This window comes from Oceanobacillus saliphilus (assembly GCF_023522835.1).
GTDB classification, from domain to species: Bacteria; Bacillota; Bacilli; order Bacillales; family Amphibacillaceae; genus Oceanobacillus; species Oceanobacillus saliphilus.
In genome coordinates this window covers 169,610-191,801 of the sequence record NZ_JALCZU010000003.1, presented here as the reverse complement: position 1 = coordinate 191,801, position 22,192 = coordinate 169,610, and the positions used below count along the sequence as shown (strand labels likewise).

At 40.8% G+C, this 22,192-nt stretch carries 20 protein-coding genes; 17 read left to right on the top strand and 3 right to left on the bottom strand.

Annotation, left to right across the window (positions count from 1 at the left end):
- Positions 1–76: 76 nt before the first annotated feature.
- Positions 77–340: a DUF3006 domain-containing protein gene (locus MN204_RS07145; RefSeq protein WP_249870417.1), complete on the bottom strand. Its 264-nt coding sequence runs from the start codon at positions 338–340 to the stop codon at positions 77–79.
- 65 nt (positions 341–405) lie between these two features.
- A complete protein-coding gene (locus MN204_RS07140; RefSeq protein ID WP_249870416.1) occupies positions 406–1,716 on the bottom strand; it encodes an MBL fold metallo-hydrolase in 1,311 nt (436 codons plus the stop codon).
- Positions 1,717–1,973: 257 nt separating this feature from the next.
- On the opposite strand from MN204_RS07140, the gene MN204_RS07135 reads away from it, so the two are divergent.
- Positions 1,974–2,258, top strand: coding sequence for a DUF3006 family protein (locus MN204_RS07135; RefSeq protein WP_249870415.1), 285 nt, complete (start codon positions 1,974–1,976; stop codon positions 2,256–2,258).
- Between the two features lie 61 nt (positions 2,259–2,319).
- Here the strand turns inward: MN204_RS07135 and coaW are convergent, their stop codons facing one another.
- Complete coding sequence (gene coaW / locus MN204_RS07130) at positions 2,320–3,120, bottom strand: type II pantothenate kinase (protein WP_249870414.1); 801 nt, start codon at positions 3,118–3,120, stop codon at positions 2,320–2,322.
- A 201-nt stretch (positions 3,121–3,321) separates the two neighbouring features.
- Between coaW and MN204_RS07125 the strand changes: the two genes are divergently transcribed.
- The 16 genes from MN204_RS07125 (at position 3,322) to MN204_RS07050 (ending at position 22,192) form a co-directional block, all read left to right on the top strand.
- The gene (locus MN204_RS07125; RefSeq protein ID WP_249870413.1) at positions 3,322–3,966 is read left to right on the top strand and encodes a 5-bromo-4-chloroindolyl phosphate hydrolysis family protein; all 645 of its coding nucleotides are present in this window, start codon (positions 3,322–3,324) and stop codon (positions 3,964–3,966) included.
- On the top strand, positions 3,963–5,135 hold the full coding sequence (locus MN204_RS07120; RefSeq protein WP_249870412.1) for a toxic anion resistance protein: 1,173 nt from the start codon (positions 3,963–3,965) through the stop codon (positions 5,133–5,135). Before MN204_RS07125 ends, MN204_RS07120 begins: the two co-directional genes overlap by 4 nt.
- A 467-nt stretch (positions 5,136–5,602) precedes the next feature.
- Positions 5,603–6,823: an NRAMP family divalent metal transporter gene (locus MN204_RS07115; RefSeq protein WP_249870411.1), complete on the top strand. Its 1,221-nt coding sequence runs from the start codon at positions 5,603–5,605 to the stop codon at positions 6,821–6,823.
- Between the two features lie 70 nt (positions 6,824–6,893).
- Positions 6,894–7,601: a 5-oxoprolinase subunit PxpB gene (pxpB, locus tag MN204_RS07110; protein ID WP_249870410.1), complete on the top strand. Its 708-nt coding sequence runs from the start codon at positions 6,894–6,896 to the stop codon at positions 7,599–7,601.
- A 118-nt stretch (positions 7,602–7,719) separates the two neighbouring features.
- Positions 7,720–8,484, top strand: coding sequence for a LamB/YcsF family protein (locus MN204_RS07105; RefSeq protein ID WP_249870409.1), 765 nt, complete (start codon positions 7,720–7,722; stop codon positions 8,482–8,484).
- A complete protein-coding gene (locus MN204_RS07100) occupies positions 8,485–9,447 on the top strand; it encodes a 5-oxoprolinase subunit C family protein (RefSeq protein WP_249870408.1) in 963 nt (320 codons plus the stop codon). It abuts the gene before it with no gap.
- 250 nt (positions 9,448–9,697) lie between these two features.
- Positions 9,698–12,175, top strand: coding sequence for a tetratricopeptide repeat protein (locus MN204_RS07095; protein WP_249870407.1), 2,478 nt, complete (start codon positions 9,698–9,700; stop codon positions 12,173–12,175).
- Between the two features lie 27 nt (positions 12,176–12,202).
- A complete protein-coding gene (locus tag MN204_RS07090; RefSeq protein ID WP_249870406.1) occupies positions 12,203–12,964 on the top strand; it encodes an MBL fold metallo-hydrolase in 762 nt (253 codons plus the stop codon).
- Positions 12,965–13,581: 617 nt separating this feature from the next.
- Positions 13,582–14,571 carry a TRAP transporter substrate-binding protein gene (locus MN204_RS07085; protein ID WP_249870405.1) on the top strand — a complete coding sequence of 330 codons (990 nt, stop codon included), beginning with the start codon at positions 13,582–13,584 and terminating at the stop codon, positions 14,569–14,571.
- Positions 14,572–14,650: 79 nt separating this feature from the next.
- Entirely contained in the window at positions 14,651–15,139 is a 489-nt protein-coding gene (locus MN204_RS07080; RefSeq protein WP_249870404.1) for a TRAP transporter small permease, read from the top strand.
- Positions 15,120–16,388 carry a TRAP transporter large permease gene (locus tag MN204_RS07075; RefSeq protein ID WP_249870403.1) on the top strand — a complete coding sequence of 423 codons (1,269 nt, stop codon included), beginning with the start codon at positions 15,120–15,122 and terminating at the stop codon, positions 16,386–16,388. The genes MN204_RS07080 and MN204_RS07075 overlap by 20 nt, the downstream gene beginning before the upstream one ends.
- A gap of 16 nt (positions 16,389–16,404) precedes the next feature.
- Positions 16,405–17,466, top strand: a complete 1,062-nt coding sequence (locus MN204_RS07070; RefSeq protein ID WP_249870402.1) for a tartrate dehydrogenase — start codon at positions 16,405–16,407, stop codon at positions 17,464–17,466.
- A gap of 59 nt (positions 17,467–17,525) precedes the next feature.
- Positions 17,526–18,275 carry an SDR family NAD(P)-dependent oxidoreductase gene (locus MN204_RS07065; protein WP_249870401.1) on the top strand — a complete coding sequence of 250 codons (750 nt, stop codon included), beginning with the start codon at positions 17,526–17,528 and terminating at the stop codon, positions 18,273–18,275.
- A 65-nt stretch (positions 18,276–18,340) separates the two neighbouring features.
- Complete coding sequence (locus tag MN204_RS07060; protein WP_249870400.1) at positions 18,341–19,786, top strand: aldehyde dehydrogenase family protein; 1,446 nt, start codon at positions 18,341–18,343, stop codon at positions 19,784–19,786.
- Positions 19,787–20,031: 245 nt separating this feature from the next.
- Complete coding sequence (locus MN204_RS07055; RefSeq protein ID WP_249870399.1) at positions 20,032–21,447, top strand: hypothetical protein; 1,416 nt, start codon at positions 20,032–20,034, stop codon at positions 21,445–21,447.
- Between the two features lie 325 nt (positions 21,448–21,772).
- Positions 21,773–22,192, top strand: coding sequence for a hotdog family protein (locus MN204_RS07050; RefSeq protein WP_249870398.1), 420 nt, complete (start codon positions 21,773–21,775; stop codon positions 22,190–22,192).

Here is a 22,192-nt window from a genome sequence, read left to right as displayed (position 1 = left end):
CTCCGAAATGTGGGTCTTCCACAATCCGGAGCTAACTTTTTTCGGCCATATTAAAAAAAATCGTGAGTGACAGGCACTACTTCTTACTGAACTTGCTTCCATTGCTTTTGGCTCTTAGTTTTGCCATTAGGTCGGATGATGTCTGAGCTTCGGCCTGTGTGCCTGCAGTATCAATAGAAACGATAGTATATTCCCCGTTCCGCTCATCTAAAAGAAAAACGGTATTGACTTTGCTTCCTTCAGGTAATTCACTTTTTCCGACGATAAGCTCGGATTTGTTTTCCTCTATAAGTACGACAGCTTTGTCACCTTCAAAACGATCAAGAACGCCCTTCATCATGGTCACCTCCTCAACATGTTACAACCCGATACAGTCGTTACATCAACCCAACGATCAACAACAATCTACGTGCATGCCAATCCTTCATTTTTAATATCGGCTATCCGGGCAGGGCCAATCCCGCTGATCCTGCCAAGTTCGTCTACAGAATTGAAAGGTCTCAAGTCAATTAAATCCTGCGCTCGCTCATGACCAATATGGATAATCCCCTGAACCTCTTCAAATGAAGCTGTATTGATATTGATGCAGGAATTATGATCGGCAGCTTGCTCCGTGGCCTCTGTCTCCGCCTCTTCAACTTGCTCCTGTGCCGGTGAAGATGAAGCTGTATTTCCCGGACTCATTGTGCCGTCTTTATTTGTTTCAATTGAATAGCTTTCTCCATCCGAAGTAACGATAATCGTCCCATTTACATCTGTTCCGTAAAGTTCGACCCCTGAATGTTGAAGCAGTGAAACTACTTCAGGGCTTGGATGCCCGTAACTATTATTTTTCCCGGCACTGTAGATAGCGACCGATGGATCAACAGCATCGATAAAGGCAGGGTCACTGGATGTTTTGGAACCATGATGACCGAGCTGGAGGATATCTGCCTGAATATCTATTCCACTGGCCATCATTTTCAATTCATCACTTCTGCCGGCATCCCCGGTAAACAAAAATTTGGTACTGCCGTAAGTGAAAAGCAATGAGACAGATTCTTCATTAGCTTTGCCTGAGATACTTGCTGGGTAAAGCACATCAATCTCCAACGGACCGATTTCATATTCTTCTCCTGTGCGTGGTTCGTGGAAATCGGCACCACTGTTCAGTATCGCTTCAACACCGCGCTGAAATGTCTGTGACGAACTTTCGTTTCCCGACATCCAAACCTCTCCGACATCAAATGTATGGATGACTTTATCGAGCTGTCCAATATGGTCGGCATCCGGGTGGCTAACAACAACAAGGTCAATGGTTGAAACATGTTGTGATTGAAGGTAATTGACTACCTCATTTCCCCGCCAGTCCCCTGTGTCATAAAGAATCGTATAGGACTGCCCATCATCAGAATACTGCAATAGGGTAGCGTCTGCCTGTCCAACATCTATGTAGTGGATTTTTAAATTTTCAAGGGCATTATTAGCTTGGCTACCATCTTCTTTTTCATCATCGGCCGTGGTTTCGCTTGCAGCACTCTCATCGTCAGCTTCCCATGACTCATCTGATGCTTCGTCATCTTCATCTGAAGAAACATCGTCAACTTCATTTTCAGCAGCAGTTTCTGTGGCCGCATCTTCTTCCAGACTATTTTCCATTGGTTCCGTTGTCCCACTTTGTCCACATGCAACAAGGAAAACCGAAAGAATCATTGCGAGTAAAAATTTTATATTCAATTATATTCCCCCATACATTTACTTTCATCTTTAGGGTATCAAATATATCGAATGAAATCTATGTGATGGAGGAGATGTTTATCTTAAAAATTATAGAAAATAGTATTTTGCTTATATCTATTGAGGCAACTATTGAATTTTATCTTTAGGGAGAATTGGGTTTTTAATGACATTTTTGTTGTGATTTCCCTATTTTATGAAGATGAAAGTATTCCAGATTGTTGGCATAATGGAGAAAACCAAAAGGAGTGTGGCAATTGAATAGTAACCATAGCGTATATATTTTGTCAGTAATAGCTGGAATACTAGCATTATTGGTATTTACTAGCTTCGTATTTTCAAAAGATGATGGATCAAACGTGAAGATTGTCGGATTGATTGACCGATTTGAGAACGATTTTGCAGTCATTCTACTGGAAGAGCTGGAGGAAGAAATCATCCTCCCCAAAACCCTCCTCCCCCCACACAGCCAGGACGACACATACCTCACCATTGAGCTGGTTCCTGTCACTCCCCGAATAATGTCAAATAGTGTTAGATAGGAGGAAATTTCTATTTTATTGCTTGCATTTCATGATTGTCTCGCATTAGTTGTAGATATGGTTACGAAATCAGCGCACCAATCGCTCCAGCATAGGCTCCCTTATCAAGAAAAACAGGTTCATATAGCATGATGTTCTGAAAACTGCTTAATACGTCTTTAAGTGGTTGATTGCCATTTAATGTACTGCCTACGAAAACAATTTTTTGCGCGTTTTTCATTGCAGCTGCTTGGGTGGCGAGTAAAATAGTTGATTCAGCAATTAATTGCATCAGTGCAGCCATGTGATCATCACTGGTTGCAAGGTCATGAAGATGGGCTTTCCCAAAGTTAGCTGCCGTAAGTTCACCAAAAAGCGGTGGTTTCTCAGGTGCGTAGATATCTTTCACCAATAAATCACTGTTTTCATGGTTACCATTTGCTGCTGCTGTAACAAGTTCTTTAAATTCCTTTTTGCCTGTGATTAGTGAGCCAAGACCGATTAATGTGCCACCGCCAATTCCGCTTCCTGTTACTCGTTCAAAATGACTTTGGGTGACATGAAAAATGGATGTACCCGTCCCAATACTAACTAAAATATAGTTATTAATTGAAAGATGACTTTCCTCACCCAATAAATAACGTGTTCCTTCCACAATTGCCTGAAATTCATCTGCTTGTCGCTGTTTGTGATTAGCGATCGTAGCCAATTGCCGGCTTTTTCCACCGGTGATATGTAGTACGGCATTAGGGGTTATGTTGTTCAACCATTGCATAAGCTTTTCCATTTCCTGATTGCCATAGGTCTTTACATGAAGTCTGCCATCTTCCTCATAGGCGATTTTTGTGAGCGTTCCTCCTGCATCAATACCAATTCGTTTCATGATTATTCCTCCATTCAACACGTCTATGTTAAATATCATATCGTACCCAACTCTTTTGGACAAAATTCGGGAAGTGACAGGCAACAAAAGGCATGAAAAAAAGATGAATCCTTTTGCTAGAGGCTATCGTAGTAGTATAATAGTAGGTATAGATCATTTTGATTAAAAATCTTCCGGGATTTCATATAGGAGTTGGTGGATATGAGGGCTATGTTTCAATTTATCATTCAATCGATGGCAGGTTTGGCCGGCACGATTTCGACATGGCTGATCAGTTTTTTTGCTTTTGAACAGACTTTTTTGCTCTCCAGTTTATTTGCGGTTGGAGGAGGGGCGGTTGTTTATCTCACCTCCAGTCAAATTCTGGATTACCGCTTTGTAAAAAGTAATGGATTGACGAGACGGGAATATAAATTTATCGAAAACAATCTAAAAGATGCGAAGCAGAAAATATCGCGCTTGCAGAAGTCTCTGTTCAGGGTGCGAACACTTCAGCATGCGAAGCAAAATCTCGAAATTGCGCGAACAGCGCAGAAAATATATTCCAATGCCAAAAAAGAGCCGAAGCGTTTTTACCAGGCAGAAGGATTTTTCTATAATCATCTGGATTCCCTTGTTGAGCTTGCTGAAAAATACGCCTATCTTTCTTCGCAGCCGGCGAAAACAAAAGAAATGGAAAAATCATTGCGGGACACTAGGCAGACCGTTTCGATTCTGGGTGAGACGATAAAAAAAGACTTGCATATTATGCTGGATGACGATATAGATACATTACATTTTGAGCTTGATGTGGCCAAACAGTCCATCAATAGAACGAGTAAGAAGAACAGGAGGTTATCGAAATGAGTGAACAAAACGAACGCAAACCATCGGGGGAGATGGATGATTTACTTGCAAATCCGTTTGGCATACTGAAAGATGAAGTCCCTGCAGCCCCGGTTGCAAAGCGGAATGAGCAAACGGACAAGCCAGAAAAGCTGATTGATAAATTGTCTATTGAAAATCGGGAGCGGGCATTGCAGCTGGCACAACAGATTGATCCGAATAACAATCAGTCCATTGCCCAGTATGGTACAGAGGCACAGTCAAAGCTGCTGGATTTTTCACATGGAATGCTGGAACATGTGCAGAATCAGGATGTTGGTGAGATTGGATCCATCTTAACGGATCTAATGAAAAAACTAGAACAAGTGAATCCGGATGAATTAAAGCCAGAAAAGCGCGGAATATTATCCCGTATGTTTGGAAAAATATCCGGTTCCGTAAACGAGATTCTATCCAAATATCAAAAAACCGGGGCGCAAATTGACCGTATCAGTGTAAAATTGGATCGCAGTAAAGATGCATTAATGTCAGACAATAGCATGCTGGAACAGTTATTCGATAAAAACAGAGATTATTATGATGCATTAAATATTTATATTGCTGCCGGAGAAGTGAAGCTTGAGGAATTGGAGACTCGTATTATTCCAGAACTTAGAAGAAAAGCAGAACAGAGTCAAAGTCAGATGGATTTTCAGGAAGTCAATGATAGGATGCAGTTTGCTGACCGTCTGGAAAAAAGGACACATGACCTGAAGCTTAGCAGACAGATTACGATGCAGAGTGCACCCCAAATCCGTCTGATCCAGAACACGAACCAGGCTTTGGTCGAAAAAATACAATCTTCCATTTTGACAGCTATCCCACTTTGGAAAAATCAAGTGGCAATTGCGCTCACCCTTCTGCGCCAGCGCAATGCTGTAGAGGCGCAGAAACAAGTATCGAAAACAACCAATGATCTGCTGCTGAAAAATGCAGAGATGCTCAAAACGAATACAGTCGAAACAGCTAGGGAAAACGAACGCGGCCTCATCGATATTGAAACATTGAAACAAACGCAGGAACATCTTGTTTCCACGATAGAAGAGACCATTCATATCCAAACAGAAGGTCGGGAAAAACGCAACCAGGCCGAAAAGGAACTACTTGGAATGGAAGAAGAACTCAAACAAAAACTGCTCGAATTCAGGTAGGTGCCTGTCACTCCCCGAATTATGTCGATAAATAGTTGATTTTCTGGGCAGATAGGAAAGTATGAAACTTTCTTATCTGCATAAGTGCAACTAAGGCTGTCACCGAAAGGCTTGGTGACAACCAAGTTTTCTAATAGAATATTAAGATGATACATCATACTGTTTTTTTGGTAATAGGAAACCCTCATGGCTCAGCATGCTGCAGCCATGAGGGTTTCTTATCTGAAGAAGTGCAACGAGAAGCGAATTCGCCAAATGCCCTGAGGTTTCTAACGCCCTACCGATTGTTGGCCGACATATGCGCACCTCCCTAACACATGAAAAACAGCATTGGGAAATAATAAGAAATAATACTTCCCCAATCATCGTATCAGCCACACTCGAATATCCTGACTATTTCTCCGAATACTACAAATATCAGCCGTATCTTAGAATCCTACTATATAACGCAAAAAAGGAGAGACATGATGACTAAAAACGGTTCACATATAATGACTGAAAAAGATAAGAAAAGCAGAAAAAATTCACTGGTTGGTGCGGCTTTTCTAATGGCAACATCGGCGGTTGGACCAGGGTTTCTGACGCAAACAGCCGTTTTCACGGAAACATTGCTTGCAAGCTTTGGTTTCGTTATTTTAGCTTCTATATTTTTGGATATTGGTGCACAGCTGAATGTATGGCGCATTATTGCCGTGTCCAGGAAACGTGGCCAGGAGATTGCCAATGCAGTTCTGCCGGGACTTGGCTTTGTAGTCGCGATTTTCATCGTGATTGGTGGACTCGCTTTTAACATCGGTAATATTGGTGGTGCAGGGCTTGGTGTCAATGCACTGCTTGGATTTGATCCTAGAATCGGCGCGGTAATCACCGCTGCGATCGCAATTTTTGTATTCTTATCCAAGGAAGCTGGAGCTGCAATGGACCAAATTGTGAAATGGCTTGGTGGCTTACTGATTATTCTAATTGCTTATGTTATGATTGTAAGTCAGCCACCAGTTGGGGATGCCATCTATCGTTCATTCATTCCTTTAGAGCTTGATTTTTATGCAATTATTACCATTGTTGGTGGTACGGTTGGAGGTTACATTACATTTTCTGGTGGACACCGTCTATTGGATGCAGGAATTTCAGGGAAGGAAAGTATTCCAGAGGTTAATAGGACATCTGTCATGGGAATTCTAGTAGCTTCTTTCATTCGGATTATGCTGTTCCTAGCTGTACTTGGCGTCGTTTCAGCAGGAGTCAGCCTTGATCCTAACAATCCGGCCGCAACCGTTTTTCAATATGCAGCAGGAGAAGTTGGCTATCGTATGTTTGGGCTTGTTCTATGGGTTGCAGGAATTACTTCTGTCATCGGGGCGGCATATACGTCCGTTACATTCCTAAGGTCATTTCATAAAAAAATAGAAGAAAACTACAGATATTGGATCATCGGGTTTATTATATTTTCCACCGTTGTTTTTGTGTTTATTGGACAGGCGGTAACATTACTCGTTCTTGCTGGTGCCGTTAATGGCTTGATTTTACCATTGACACTTGGATCCATCCTACTGGCAGCACATAATTCAAAAATCGTTGGAGATTATAAGCATCCAATCTGGCTCACTATATTTGGTGCAATCGTAGTAATTTTAACGGCATACCTTGGAATCAGAACACTAATCCAAACATTGCCACAATTGTTTTAACCTAAAAGTGTTACAATGAAACGAGGAGAATATAGTTTCTCCTCTTACTCTTTATGATGGTGGGATACGTATGTTTCAAATAAGTGCTTATGGAGATGCGGGCTTACGGGTTCAGTTCGGGGAAACAATTTCTAAGGAAACAAATGAGAAAATCCGTAGTTTTTGCATGTACCTTGAAAAAGAAAAGATACCGGGTGTGATGGAATGGATTCCTACATATACGTCGGTTTCCATTATTTATGATCCATATCAACTTTTATATGATGCTTTAAAAGAAAGAGTGGAAGCTGTAGAAAATCAGCTTTCTAAAATTGATCTACCAGCTGCAGAGGTCGTGAAAATCCCTGTACTTTACGGTGGAGAAAAAGGTCCGGATCTTGAACAGGTTGCCCAGCTGAATGGCCTTTCTGAAGAGGAAGTCATTTCCATTCATTCAGGGAGCGATTACTTAATTTATATGATGGGATTTATCCCTGGTTTTCCGTATCTTGGAGGTATGTCAGAAAAAATCGCCACACCAAGGCTATCCACTCCACGGTCGGCAATACCAGCAGGATCCGTTGGTATTGCTGGTGAACAGACTGGAATTTACCCACTTGAATCCCCAGGAGGCTGGCAGATTATTGGACAAACCCCTTTAAAATTATATAATCCGGATCAAGAGTCCCCTATCTTACTGAGAGCGGGGAATTATATACGGTTTGTTCCGATTACCTCAGAAGAATATCATACGATCGCAAGTGAAATCGAGGCAGGGAGCTATATTCGCAAGTATTGAAATATATTAGAAAACTTGGTTGTCACCAAGCCTTTCGGTGACAGTCTTAGTTGCACTTATGCAGATAGGAAAGTTTTATACTTTCATCTGCTAAAAACGCATGATGGGAGAGAGACAAATGGCAAATCACGTCGACCTGAACAGTGACTTGGGAGAAAGTTTTGGTGCATATACAATTGGGCAGGATGAGTTAGTGATGAACTACATATCTTCGGCCAATATTGCCTGCGGTTACCATGCCGGGGATCATAATGTCATTCAACGGACAATTAAACAAGCAATCAAAAAAAATGTAGGACTTGGAGCACATCCCGGTCTGCAGGATCTGATTGGTTTTGGCCGTCGTCCGATGAAAATCGATCCCGAAGAAGTATATAATCTCGTTGTCTACCAAGTAGGGGCGATTGAAACGTTCGCGAAAATCAATGGAAGCAAATTGAATCATGTAAAACCACACGGTGCGCTATATAATCTGGCTGCTAAGGATGGGACTATTTCTCAGGCAATCGCCGAGGCTGTCTATAAAATTGATTCGAGCCTTATTCTGTTTGGCTTGGCAGGCAGTGAACTTGTCAAGGCAGGGAGAAAAGTCGGGCTCATGGTCGCTGAAGAAGTGTTTGCAGACCGGACGTATCAGCCGGACGGTTCACTAACAGCAAGAACATCTGAGAACGCGATGGTTGAAGATGCAGATGAAGCAGTTGCTCGGGTAATTCGTATGGTTCAGCATGGAAAAGTAGAAGCAGTGGATCGGTCCGATATTAGAATTCAGGCAGATACGATCTGTATTCATGGAGATGAACCTCAATCATTGGAGTTTGCAAAAAGGCTGCATAAAGCGTTGATAGAACAAGGTATTTCTATAGAAAAAGTAGGGAAGTAAATGGGGAAATTATTTGAAGTTATAAAATCCGGATTGGCAACCTCTGTACAAGATCTTGGCAGGACAGGTTTCCAGCAGTATGGGGTTGTAGTCTCAGGTGCGATGGACAGTTTTGCCTTGCAGGTAGCGAATCTGCTCGTTGGAAATCTTCGTGATGAAGCCGGTCTTGAAGTCGTTATTATGGGGCCGGAACTTTTCGTGCTGGAGGATACGGTACTTGCAATTTGCGGTGCGGATTTATCACCGAAATTAGACGGTAAGCCTGTTGCCGGCTGGAAATCTTTTATAGCAAAAAAAGGTCAACGCCTTTCATTTGGTCAGCCACAAAATGGAAGTTATGCATACATTGCTGCTGCAGGGGGGATAAATACGCCTCCTGTGATGGGAAGCCGTTCAACCTATACAAAGGCAGGGATAGGTGGGTTTGAAGGCCGCCATCTTCAAAAGGGTGACCGTTTGGAAGCTGGGGAAGTCAAATTTCCACTAAAGCACTTATCAGGCAGAGGGCTATTTGAACCAGCCGTCCCGAATTATGCTCGACAAAGGAAAATTCGAGTTGTATTGGGCCCAGATCAACATTCTTTTAAGGATGACGTACTTAAAAAATTTTGCACTTCGACATTTAAAATGACCTCCCAATCAGACCGGATGGGTTACCGATTGGAAGGGCCTGAGCTATCCCATGTGAATGGAGCAGATATTATTTCAGATGCCATATTACCGGGGGCAATCCAGGTACCTGCAAGCGGACAGCCAATTATTTTACTCGCTGACAGACAAACAACTGGCGGCTATGCAAGAATTGCCACGGTAGTCTCAAGTGATCTGCCATATGTTGTACAAAAGTTGTCCGGGAGTGAATTGGAGTTTCAGGCAGTGAGTGTAGAAAAAGCACAACGACTGTACGTGTCACGTGAGCTATTATTGCGCAAACTGAGTTTGCGCGCGGGGAATATGCTATAGTTCACAAAAAAAAATACCGATGTTCACAATTTCAAGCTATACTAGCAATCATATGTTCAAGCAAACAAGGCACATGCATCAGGTCATTTGTTTTTTAGAATTATAAATACAAAACGAGTCATGAGAATATCTCTGGCTCGTTTTTGCATTTCATAAGGAGTTATAGCTAACACCTAAATTTATCTATGAAAAAATACCTACATAATTTATAATTAATAGTAACAAAACAGAATAAAGGAGAAGGTTTTTTGTGCCAATTCAACCTCATTTCCAGTTGGGCCGTAATAAGCGGCAATTTATACCGGCGAAAAATTTCACCGATCGGGAAGTTCCAAGAACCGTATTTTCAACAACGCTAAAAAAAATAAAAAAAAGAACTTCCGCTGATCAACAATATGATGTCATTATGTATTACGGAGTAGGAGGGATTGGGAAGTCAAGTCTGCAAAAACAGCTGAAAGTCGAACTGCTGGAACAGGAACCGAATGCCATGTATACAGTATTGGATTTTAAGGATACTGCTTTGCACTCACCTGCCAGGGCATTGCTTGAGCTGGTGCGGGAGATTACGTGCAAACAAAGTTTGAGTTTTCCTCATTTTGAAATTGCCTATTCCATCTATTTCTGTAAACGCAACCCAGATATTTCTTATAATGAAAAAAAGCTTCCTTTTGAAAAAGAACTTGGCATAATGGCAAGTATCGTCAGTAGTCTGGACGGCATGGGGATTGCTGGAACAGTTACTGGTATTGTGGGAAAGGTCTATGAGTCAAAGAAAAATTGGAATTTGAATAAAGATGTAAAGACTTACCTGAAAGAATTGGAAAACTGTTCCGTACAGGAAATTGAAGAACAGCTCGTTGCATTTTTTGCCTTTGATCTGCAGCAGGCGATAGAAAAATATCAGATTCCAAGCAGCGTCATTTTTCTCGATACATTTGAGGCACTTTGGGCAGGAATGAATAACAAAAGTACGATACATACGAAAGATAAATGGATAAGAGATTTAATCGGTTCACTTCCCAATGTACTTTTTGTCATTTGTGGACGGGAGTATTTGGAGTGGGAAAAATATGATTCCGATTGGAAGAACATTATCAATCACCAAATGATCCAAAATTTTGACTATCATGATGCGCAAGTATTTCTGGAACAGTGTGGGATCAAAGAAGAACCAATTCGTGACAAAATAATCCAATCGAGTGGTGGGTATCCATACCATTTGGATTTGTCGGTAGATACTTATTTTGAAATGAAAAATCGTGGAGAGGTAATGGATTCCAGTAGATTTGGTTCCAATAAAAGGGAGATTCTTGACCGCTTTCTACAATATTTAACAGATGATGAAATTGAGACATTGAAAATCATGTCCATTGCCAGGTTTTATGATAAAGATATATTCGCTTATTTATTAACGGAGTATCCCACAGGCTACCCGATTACGAAGTATGATGATTTCAATAAATTCTCATTTATAACAAACGAATCAGGGAAGTTATTTATACACGCCATGATGCGGCAGGAAATAGTAGAATATGCCAGTAATGAGTTAGTGTCTGACGTACATGATACAATGGCAAATTACTATAGAAAAAAGTTCACTGATTCTACAAAGCCCGACATAGACCAGGAAACAGAAATAGAAGCATTGACTGAACTAATTTACCATCAAAAAGCTTATCACAATCAAAAGGATTTTATATCATGGCTTTCCGAAGAATGCCTTCCGGTGCTGAAAAAACTACAGCTTCAAGGAGAGTCGCGTTTCCTAAGAGAAACACTAACGTCTGTGTATGACGAACATGGTGCAAAGGACATGGGAATTTCATTGATTCAAATTTTGGTCGATATGATTCATTTAAATGGAGAGTATGACCAAGCTATTTCCATAATTGATGAATATTTCGACAGGCTTGATACAACTCAAATCCTGGAATCAGCCCAAACGGCACATCTGGCAATACGGAAAGTCCATCATCAAATGTTTTCGATGCCTGTGAATCCTCTCATTCAGGAACTATTGATAATGGAACCCATTTTGGCAGAAAAGAACTGGCAAACGGAATACAACGAGCTATTATTCATGATCGGTGGAAACCTTGGTGTCCTGAAGGGTGATTTGAAATTCAGCCGAAAATGGCTTGTAAAAGCAATGCGCTATGCAGCTGAAAACAATCAGCCAAGTTACTATAGTCGTGCAATCAGGAAATATGTTGATGTTTTGAAATTAAACGGACACTTAAAATGGGCAAAAGAATTTTGTGAAAAAGGAATTTCCATAGCGAAGATGAATGGTTATGAAAGATATGAAGCTATTTTGATATGTACACTGGCTGATATATACCGAATGGAAAAGAACTATAAGATTGCTGAAAATCTGTTGGATGAAGCTATGAATAAGATTAAAAAAGTAGGAATCAAAGGATGGGTCGGTCATATCCACGCTACCTATGCAGAAATCCATTTTCAAAAAGAAGAATATGATTCAGCAGCAGCCAAATGGACGAAAGCTTTGGAAATATATAGATCACTAGGCCTGCAATGGGGTCTGATAATGGCGAATATTGGACTTGAAAGATGCAGATTGAAAGGATTGAAAATAGAAGGCACAGATGCCATTACGTATTGGGTGGATAAAGCGGTGGAACTGAACTATCAAAGAGAGGCTGAACTCGTTCGACGGGTAATCGAAGGACAAGTTGAAGCTATTCCGTTAGCGTATTTGTAAAATGGTGTGAGTAGGAGGAACAGAAAAATGATGAAAATTGATATTTTAGGTTATTGGGGTGGTTTTCCAACGAGGGGAGGAGCCACTGCAGGCATTCTAATCACTACTGATGAGGGGAAGATACTACTCGACTGTGGCAGTGGTGTCATGAGTAAGCTCTATTTGAAAACGAAAGTAGAAAATCTATCAGGGGTTATTTTATCCCACTTGCATTATGATCATATGGGGGATATAGGTGTATTGCAATACGCAATGGCAGGTGCTTTACGAACGGGCAGAGCAAAGGAAAAAATGAAAATCTTTGCACCAACAGAACCTAAGGAAATATGGAATCAAATTCAAAGCGGGCAATCGGAAAATGTTCCGCTTAATCCATTGAAACCATTGAGACTGGCTGGAGCTGAAATTGAATTTCTATCCGTCAACCATACGATCCCCTGTTATGCCGTTAAGATAACCTATAAAGATGAAGTGTTTGTCTATTCAGCAGATACGGAGTATATCGAGTCTTTAATAGACTTTGCAAAAGATGCAGATTTATTCGTTTGTGAGGCTACCATTTGTGAAGGGAGCAGCCATACTGTTGGAACAGGCCACATGGATGCAATCGAAGCAGCAACAATAGCTAAAAAAGCAAATGTTAAGAAGTTAGTCCTGACCCACCTGCCATCTGATGGAGATTTTGCTCTCATGAGACGACAAGCCACCGAAGTTTTTGGAAAGAAAATGTACCTGGCATCAGATTATGTACAGTCATCACCGTGTATGGCAGAAACAGTTATTCGATAGCTATACAACTGCCATAATTTGTCGATTGAGATCGGATTGGTAGAGTCATTCAGACAATTTTCGTCAGGTTATTTCCCGGGCAATAAAAAAATCAGCTGTTCCTTACGCTCTTTCGTCGAGATGAAGGAACTGGTGATTTTTAATTTTGTCAAAAATAAGTATTTTCATAAAATAACTAGCATCAGGTTATATTTTTCGTTATGATTATAGTGGCATCGAGATTTTCTCCAGTTGGAAATTTTCCTGAAACATCACCCTTTTCAGAAAAAATAGCTTTCATTTAGTTACTGAAATAGTCGTACATAAATCTTTTCTAGTGAATTTTTACCAAGTGAGGAAATTTGACAAAAATATTGTTATGTTTATAGAAAAATATTTGATAATTCTATTTACAAACTATTTTAAATTAGGTAGTATATGTTTTAACCATTTGGTGATTTTGATGGAATTTGTTATAAATACAATTTTTTTCTCTAATTATCTTGTAGGAAGTAATAGAGGAACTTAGCAGGAAAACTTATACATAAAGTTTTTTGAAAAGTATGACTAACAATTTCGGAGAAGAAAAATCGACTAAGTAGTTTTTAAAAAATAGATTAGTAATGGGAGGCAATCGTATGAAAAAGAAATTGAGTATGCTTATTATGTTTTCTGCCATGTTGTTTTTAGCTGCCTGTGGCGGCGGTGCTGCAGATGGTGAAGAGGTTTATACATTACAGGCAGGACACTCACTTCCAGATGATCATCCATATCATCTAGCATTGTTGGAAATGAAAGAAAATGTAGAAGAGAGAACAGATGGAAGAGTAATAATTGAAGTTTTTCCGTTTAGTGAAATAGGAGCTGAAAGGGAATTAACCGAGGGAATGACATTGGGTACCGTAGATCTGGTAGTCTCTTCTACCGCTCCAGTGACGAACTTTGTACCGGAACTTGCAGTATTGGATGCACCATTCCTATTTAATGACCGTGAATCTGCTGTGGAAGTTTTAGAGGGTGAAATTGGCGATGAGCTTTTCGCTGCTTTGGATGAACAAGGAATTATTGGATTGTCGTGGGCTGAAAATGGATACCGACACATTACAAACAGTACACATCCAATTGAAAAACCGGAAGATTTAAAAGGAGTAAAAATCAGAACGCAAGAAAATGAAATCCACTTGGCTGCTTTTGAAAAATTGGGCGCACAGCCGACTCCAATGGCATGGACAGAAGCTTTGACTGCCCTCCAGCAAGGAGTAGTTGATGCCCAGGAGAACCCGGCAATCGTTGCAGATCAATACAGTCTCTTTGAATCCAATCAGAACTACATGACATTAACTGGCCATGTCTATTCTGTCGCAATTTATATGATGAGTAAGCAAACATACGAGAAACTTCCTGAAGACTTACGTGAGATTGTTGTTGAAGAAGGAGAGCGAATTGGTGCGATTGAGCGCGACATGATTGTAGAAATGGAACAGGATTCGATAGAAATATTGAAAGAACAAGGGATGGAAATTATTGAAGATATCGATGTTGCTCCATTCCAAGATGCGGTAAGACCAGTATATGACATGGTTGAGCATCAGGAACTATTAAATAGAATTTTAGATGCACAACAATAGAATATGTTCTGTGATCAGTGGAGGAACAGGAGAATGTAATTTTCTCCTGTTTTCTCTCATGAAATAGGGGGAGGATTTAGTGCAGCGAATTGTAAATTACATAAATTACGGTATGAAACATTTCCTCAATATCATCATGGCTATTCTCGTATTTTCCACTTTTATGCAAGTAGTGTTCAGGTTTGTTCTGAATAATCCGCTGGCATGGACGGAAGAACTGGCGCGATACAGCTTAGTCGTTTTGACATTTTTGGGTGCTGCTTATGCCATGTCTTTAAAACAACATATAGGAATAGAAATTTTAGTAGATAGATTTCCACCAGCTGGAAAGAAAGTAATGCAAATGATCGCTCTGCTTGTCTGTTTGTTGTTCTATCTGCTTATGATTGTTCAGGGATTCAGTCTGGCGAATAGCGCCATGAACCAATTATCCCCGGTCCTCCGCATACCGATGGGGATGCTCTATTTAGTCATTCCAATCAGTGGTCTGCTTTTGGCGGTAAATCATCTGTCCAATTTCGTGGAAGCTTTGAAAGGGGGCAGCGAGCATGACGATACTGCTGTTTAGCATCATGATTTTATTGTTTTTCATCAATGTACCAATAGCGATTGCACTTGCAGTCTCTGCTTCGTTTATTTTCCTGATTCAGGGAGATGTTTCATTGATTGTAATCATGCAACGAATGTTTAATTCAGTGGACTCATTTCCACTTCTTGCCATTCCTTTCTTTATACTTGCCGGTAAATTAATGGAAAGTGGGGGTATCTCCAGAAGGCTGATTCATTTTGCCAATGTAATATTTGGTCGAGTGAACGGCGGACTTGCAATTGTTTCGATTGCAGCTTGTGCATTTTTTGCGGCTATTTCTGGATCAGCTGCAGCGACAACAGCTGCTGTTGGTTCCATTCTAATTCCAGCAATGGTGAAAAAAGGATATGATAAAAGTTTTTCTACGGCAATCCAAGCTGCTGGTGGAACAATTGGGGTGATGATCCCTCCTAGTGTGCCACTTGTATTGTACGGGGTTACTGCTGGTGTATCGATCAGTGAGTTGTTTATTGCTGGGGTAATTCCAGGGGTACTTGTCACTTTGTCGCTCATGATTTTAGTTTATGTTATATCTTTAAAACAGGGATATGGTGGGGGAGAGACATTTACATTCAAGGAATTGACGAAAGCATTCTTTGATGCCATTCTTGCGCTGCTAATGCCTGTTATTATATTAGGCGGTATTTATGGAGGTATATTTACACCTACTGAAGCTGCTGTCGTGGCTGTCGTTTATGGCCTTATCGTTGGAATTGTTATCTACCGAGAAATTAAGTTAAAAGATATACCGGAGATATTTTCTAAATCGGTTGTCATGAGTGCGGTTATTCTGTTCATTATTGCTGGGGCTTCCGTGTTCGGCTATTATCTGACGAGGGAAAGAGTGCCAAGGGAAATGGCAGAATTCATGCTTGGTATTACGGATAATGTAATCATTGCGCTACTGATCATTAACTTGCTATTGCTTATTATCGGTACGTTCATCGAGACTTCTGCCGCAATCATTATTATGACACCAATCCTTGCTCCAATTGCAACGGCATTGGGTATTGATTTGGTCCATTTTGGAATTATCATGATTGTCAACCTTGCCATCGGATTTATTACGCCACCGGTCGGAGTGAATCTGTTTGTTGCCTCCAACATATCGGGCACAAAAATTGAACACGTCATACGGGCAATCATACCGTTTATTATCGTAATGATCATTAGTTTATTAGTCATTTCATTTGTACCAGCATTAAGCTTACTGTTGCTAAATAGATAGGGAGAGGTGTTTAACATTGAGTACGTATAAAATTGCTGTCTTGCCTGGAGATGGTATTGGACCTGAAGTTACAAAAGAAGCAGTGAAGGTTTTACATGCTCTGGCAAAGGTTGACCAGAGTTTTGAATTCGAAGTGGAAGAGTTTAATTGGAATAGTCAGTATTATTTAGATCATGGACGAATGATGCCTGAGAATGGATTGGAAGTTTTAAAGGAATATGACAGTATTCTGTTTGGGGCGATTGGAGACGAACGTGTACCTGATCAGATATCCATTTGGGACTTGATTATGCCAATCCGTAAGAACTTCCAGCAATATGTCAATTTTAGACCAGTCAAGCTATTGAAAGGTCTAGCGAGTCCACTGAGAAAAGAAGACCCAATTGATTTTGTGATTATTCGTGAAAATGGTGAAGGTGAATATTCGAATATTGGCGGGACAATGTTTCATGGAGAATCGCGTGAAATGGCTGTCCAAAATACCATCATGACAAGACAGGGTGTTACCCAGATAACGGAATTTGCCTATCGGTATGCCCGTGAGCATGATTTAAATAAAGTGACGAATGCTACTAAATCCAATGCGATTATCCATGCGATGAAGTTCTGGGACCAGATTGTGGAAGAAGTTGCTGTAGCTAATCCAGATATTGCTTATGAGCGCTATTATATCGATGCGCTTGCTGCCTATTTTGTACAGCGTCCGGAAAGTTTTCAGGTTGTGTTAGCTTCCAATTTATTCGGAGATATTCTATCCGATTTAGGGTCAGCAATTGTTGGCGGATTGGGAGTTGCTCCTTCAGGAAACATTAATCCTTCCCGAGAGTTCCCATCGATGTTCGAAGCTGTTCACGGTTCAGCACCAGATATTGCCGGGAAAGGAATAGCGAATCCAATTGCCCAAATCTGGTCAGCCGCACTGATGCTGGAACATTTGGGGAGAAGGGATTTGCACGATAAGATTTTACACGCAATTGAAGAATTATTGGTAGAGAAAAAACATTTGACTCCAGATATTGGAGGTACGGCAACTACAGAAGAAGTAGGAAGTGCCATTGCAGAAAAACTGCTCGGATAGAAAAAACAGTTCACAACTAACTTTCATCAAGCAAAACGATAGTAAACGGAGTGATAATAATGACTGTCAAAGGCAAAACGATTTTAGTAACAGGTGCAGGCGGTGGAATGGGAAAAGCTACCGTGGAATTACTATTAGAGAATGGTGCGAATGTGGTCGGTTGTGATCTAAATACAGATTCACTGGCTCCATTTGTTGGACAAGAAAATTTCATGGCTTATAAAGGTAACCTTTTGGATGAAGAAACGGTTGAAAAAGCATTTAAAACATCATCCGAACGATTTGGCAGTATAGATGGCTTGGTGAATATTGCTGGAATTGCGCAGCCTGCGACGCCAATTAATGAAGTGAGTTTGCAGGAATTCCATAAAATAATGGATATCAATCTGACAATGACTTTCCTCACCTGCCGGGAAGCAGCTCGATATATGAAAGGAAACAAATCCGGTAAGATTGTTAATGTAGGTTCTGTTTCAGCGACAAGACCGAGACCGGGACTGCAAGCTTATGTTGCATCAAAGGGAGCGGTCGAGACATTTACGAAGGCGTTGGCATTAGAACTGGCACCCTTTCATATAAATGTAAATATCTTGCATCCCGGACCAGCAGACACAACGATGCTTGGCCAATTTGCCGCAGCAGGAGCTAAGGTGGAAGACACGAAAAAGGAAATCTTCGAAAAAAGTGTACCACTCGGTAGACTGATCCAACCAAACGACATAGCGAACTCCATCAAATTTCTATTATCTGAGGAAGCAAACATGATTACAGGCACTATCCTGCACGTAGACGGCGGAAGAAATATATAAGTGCCTGTCACTACCCGAATTTTGTCGGGATTTGTCGAATAGAAAAATAAAAGAGGAGGGTTCTTGTGGAAAGATTAAAGATGTATATTAATGGGAACTGGGTCGACAGTTCGAATGGTGAAGCAATCGATGTAAAAAATCCATCATCCGGTGTAGTGATAGCGAGTATCCCCCGTGGTACGAAGGAAGATGTAAGTTCTGCAGTGGAGGCGGCGAAGAAGGCATTTCGCGATGAAGCATGGCGAAAGGTTAAACCACATGAAAGAGGAGATCTATTATTTGCCATTGCAGATAAACTGAAAGCGAATCGAGATGAACTCGCAAGGTTGGAGACGGTAGATGTAGGAAAACCGCTTTCCCAAGGATATGCAGATGTAGATGCAGCAATCCGCTATTTCCGATTTTATGGTGGAGCGGCAGATAAAGTTATGGGTGATACGATTCCGATTGAGGACGGGCTACTTGATTATGTTGTTCGTGAACCAGTTGGTGTCACAGCTCATATTATTCCATGGAATTATCCGATTCAAATTATTTCACGCAGCGTTGCGGCGGCTATTGCAATGGGCAATACGGTAGTCGTGAAAAGCGCAGAGGATACACCGATGTCCGCCAATAAACTGACACAATACTTTGATGAACTGGAACTTCCAAGTGGCGTATTCAATCATGTGACAGGATATGGCTATGAAGCCGGTTCAGCATTATCCGGGCATCCAGCTGTGAATCATGTGACATTTACGGGTTCCGTTCAAACAGGGATAGCAGTAGCACAGGCAGCAACTGCGAATGTCGTGCCTGTCACGTTAGAGCTTGGCGGGAAGTCACCGAATATCGTTTTTGCCGATTGTGATATGGAAAAGACAGTTGATGGTGTTGTCCGCGCGATTATCCAAAATGCAGGACAGACCTGTTCAGCAGGCTCCAGATTACTAATTGAGGAATCATTCAAGGATGAATTTTTGGGCAAGGTTGTCGATCGGTTTAAAAGTCTGGAAGTAAGTGCAGGCATCGAAGATAAGGATATTGGTCCGATCCTGAACGAAAAGCAATTCAACCGCATTATGGAATTTGTTGAACTTGCAAAAGAGGAAGGGAAAATCCTAACAGGCGGAAATCAGGCAAACGTTGAAGGCTATGAAGGTGGCTTTTACCTCGAGCCAACAATCATCGATGGGATCACTCCTGAAAGCAAACTTGCCCAGGAGGAAATTTTCGGACCGGTCATGACTGTATTTACATTTAAAGATACGGAGGAAGCACTTGAATTAGCGAACAGTACGGAATATGGCTTAGTCGCTGGAATTTGGACGAAGGATATCAATCGTGCACATTTCCTGGCAAGCAGAATTGATTCCGGGCAAGTGTTTATTAATAATTACGGAGCCGGCGGCGGTGTTCAGATGCCATTTGGCGGCTATAAGAAAAGTGGATTTGGTAGGGAAAAGGGCTGGATTGCGCTTTATAATTATACGGTCGTTAAGAATATAGCGGTAAGGTATAAAGACTAACATCCTGCCAAAAAATGGAACTGTTTATCTCAGCAAGAATCGAATGCTGAGATAAACAGTTCTTTTTCTGCTTTTAGGTATTCCTAAAAATTTCCCAACTGCATACGTACAATGATGATATTTTCTAAAGGCTTGGTGGATGAAACGTATTCTATGTGTTCTAGCTAAAAAAAAGTGTTGCTATAGACTAACGGCTGAATTTATGGAAGAATAGAAATAAAAAGAAATTCAGGAGCAAATACAATATGAAGAAAGTAAACCAATGGGGACTCACCCTTTCCATAATCATCTTTACCATACTGCATTTCTACACTTATTTTAATGCAAATGATAGTTTATTAACTTTACTGTCCATTAGTGGAATGGGCATTTTCGTATTTACAGTGATTACCTATACACCGCCAAAGATAAAAATGCCGTTCGGTCTGTTTATCGTAGGCATCGTGATTTTATTATTCTCGGATACATCAATTACGCAAGGTATATTGAATGGCTTTCTGCAGATGCGGAATATGATTGGGTTGCTTGTTATTGTACCGATGATCAGCTGGGTACTGCGTGAAGAATCCTATCTGGAATCCATCATGGGGTTTGGCCATCGCCTTCTCAATACAAGCAGAAAGTTTTATTTCGGTATGATTTCATTTACGCAAATCATCGCTTATTTCTTATTGTTTGGATCCATCCCAATGATGTATCAATTTGTAAATATGATTCTGAAAGATGAAAAGGGAGAAGCATGGGAGCACTTTAAAGGAACTGCCATCCTTCGGGGATTTGCACTGTCTGTTATGTGGGTTGTGAGTATCCCAAGCTTTGCATATGTCGTGGAGACAATGAATGCCTCGCTTGGAGTTTCCATCTTACAGGGGATGCTTGTAGCTGTCGCTGGTGTTATAGTTGCACTTGTCTTTTCAAAATTTGAAGAGCGAAAATATAGCGTGAACCTGACTGCTGGGCTAAGATCAGAAATAGAAGAACTTCTCAGCCATACTTCCAATAAGAAGACGATGAACCGAAATGTTATCGAATTTACAGTGTTGTTTATCTCCCTCTTCGGTTCGATTTTTATTTTAAGCCCTTTCGTACAAATCGAATTGCTTGTGCTAATCCCGCTGGTCGTTATGGTATGGATTGTTTCATACTATGTTTTCAAGCGCAAAGTGAATCGACTGATCGATACTGCAAAAACATATGTTAGAGAAGATATGGCACATCAATCCTATCAGCTCTGTGTCATGCTTGGAGCTGGGATACTTATTTTTGCCCTGAGCCAAACTGGTTTTGCAAGCTTCTTCGTGAATGGTATCTATTCCTTGCAGGAGGTGCTTCCTTTCCTGAATGTCTTATACTTCCTTCCTTTTATGATTATCATTCTGGGATTTGTGGGGCTCGGACCATTAACGGTAATGGTTCTCGTTGCAGGGATTCTGGAAAGTATCTATCTACCGTATCCACCTGAACTTATCGTTCTGGCTGTAACGTTGGGAAGTTCGATTTCAATTCTGCTGTCCCCAGTACTGATGCCGATTATCGTGCTGAGTGGTGAAAATGGATTGAGTGGGTTCAAGAATGGTGTGAAGTTTAATTGGAAGTTTGCGCTCGTACTGTATGTGATGGTGATGGGGTATGTGCAGTGGAGGGTTTATGTGGGGTGGTGAATCCCCTATATTTCCCGTTTTTTTAGTAGGTAAGAAAACCTACCTACTACCAATAGTATTCTAACGTTTGCTATTAAGATATGATTATAGTAGAATTTAAGTTAAATATTCTAAAAAGTCAATCATAATATTGATAGCGCATACATATACCTATGTGTTCGGTACAAAATATTCCCCAAACATAGGTATGAACTAGTTAAACATAATCCAGGTTTTACAATCAGTTGATCCTCGCTTACAATTCTTTGCTTCTCCCGAATTCTTAAGTGGGGTAAATATCTGTCAGCGCGGGATAAATAATAGCAAGTTGGAAAAGAGGCATAACATGAGCACAGTAGCAAAATTATACAAGGGACAAACAGCGACTTTGGAACGTACGTTTACGGAATCGGATGTGAAAAAAAGCAGTGATTTAACGAGGGATTTCAGTCCGGTATACAATCAGAGTGAAGAGGTTTGGAAAGCTTATTATGATCGTCCTATTGTTCCTGCTTTATTGACCGAGGGATTAATTACGGAAATAATCAGTACGAAGCTTCCCGGGGTACCGAGTGTCTTATTGCAGAAGGATCTCGTTTTCTATTCTCCTGTCCACGTAGGTGATGTCATAACAGCCGAAATGGTAATTATTGATATAAATCTGGAACGAAATTGGTTAACGCAAAAAGTTACTTGCTATGACCATAATGGAATTGAAGTAATAAAAGGTCAGGTTGTTGTATTAGTTTTATCAAATCAGAAATGA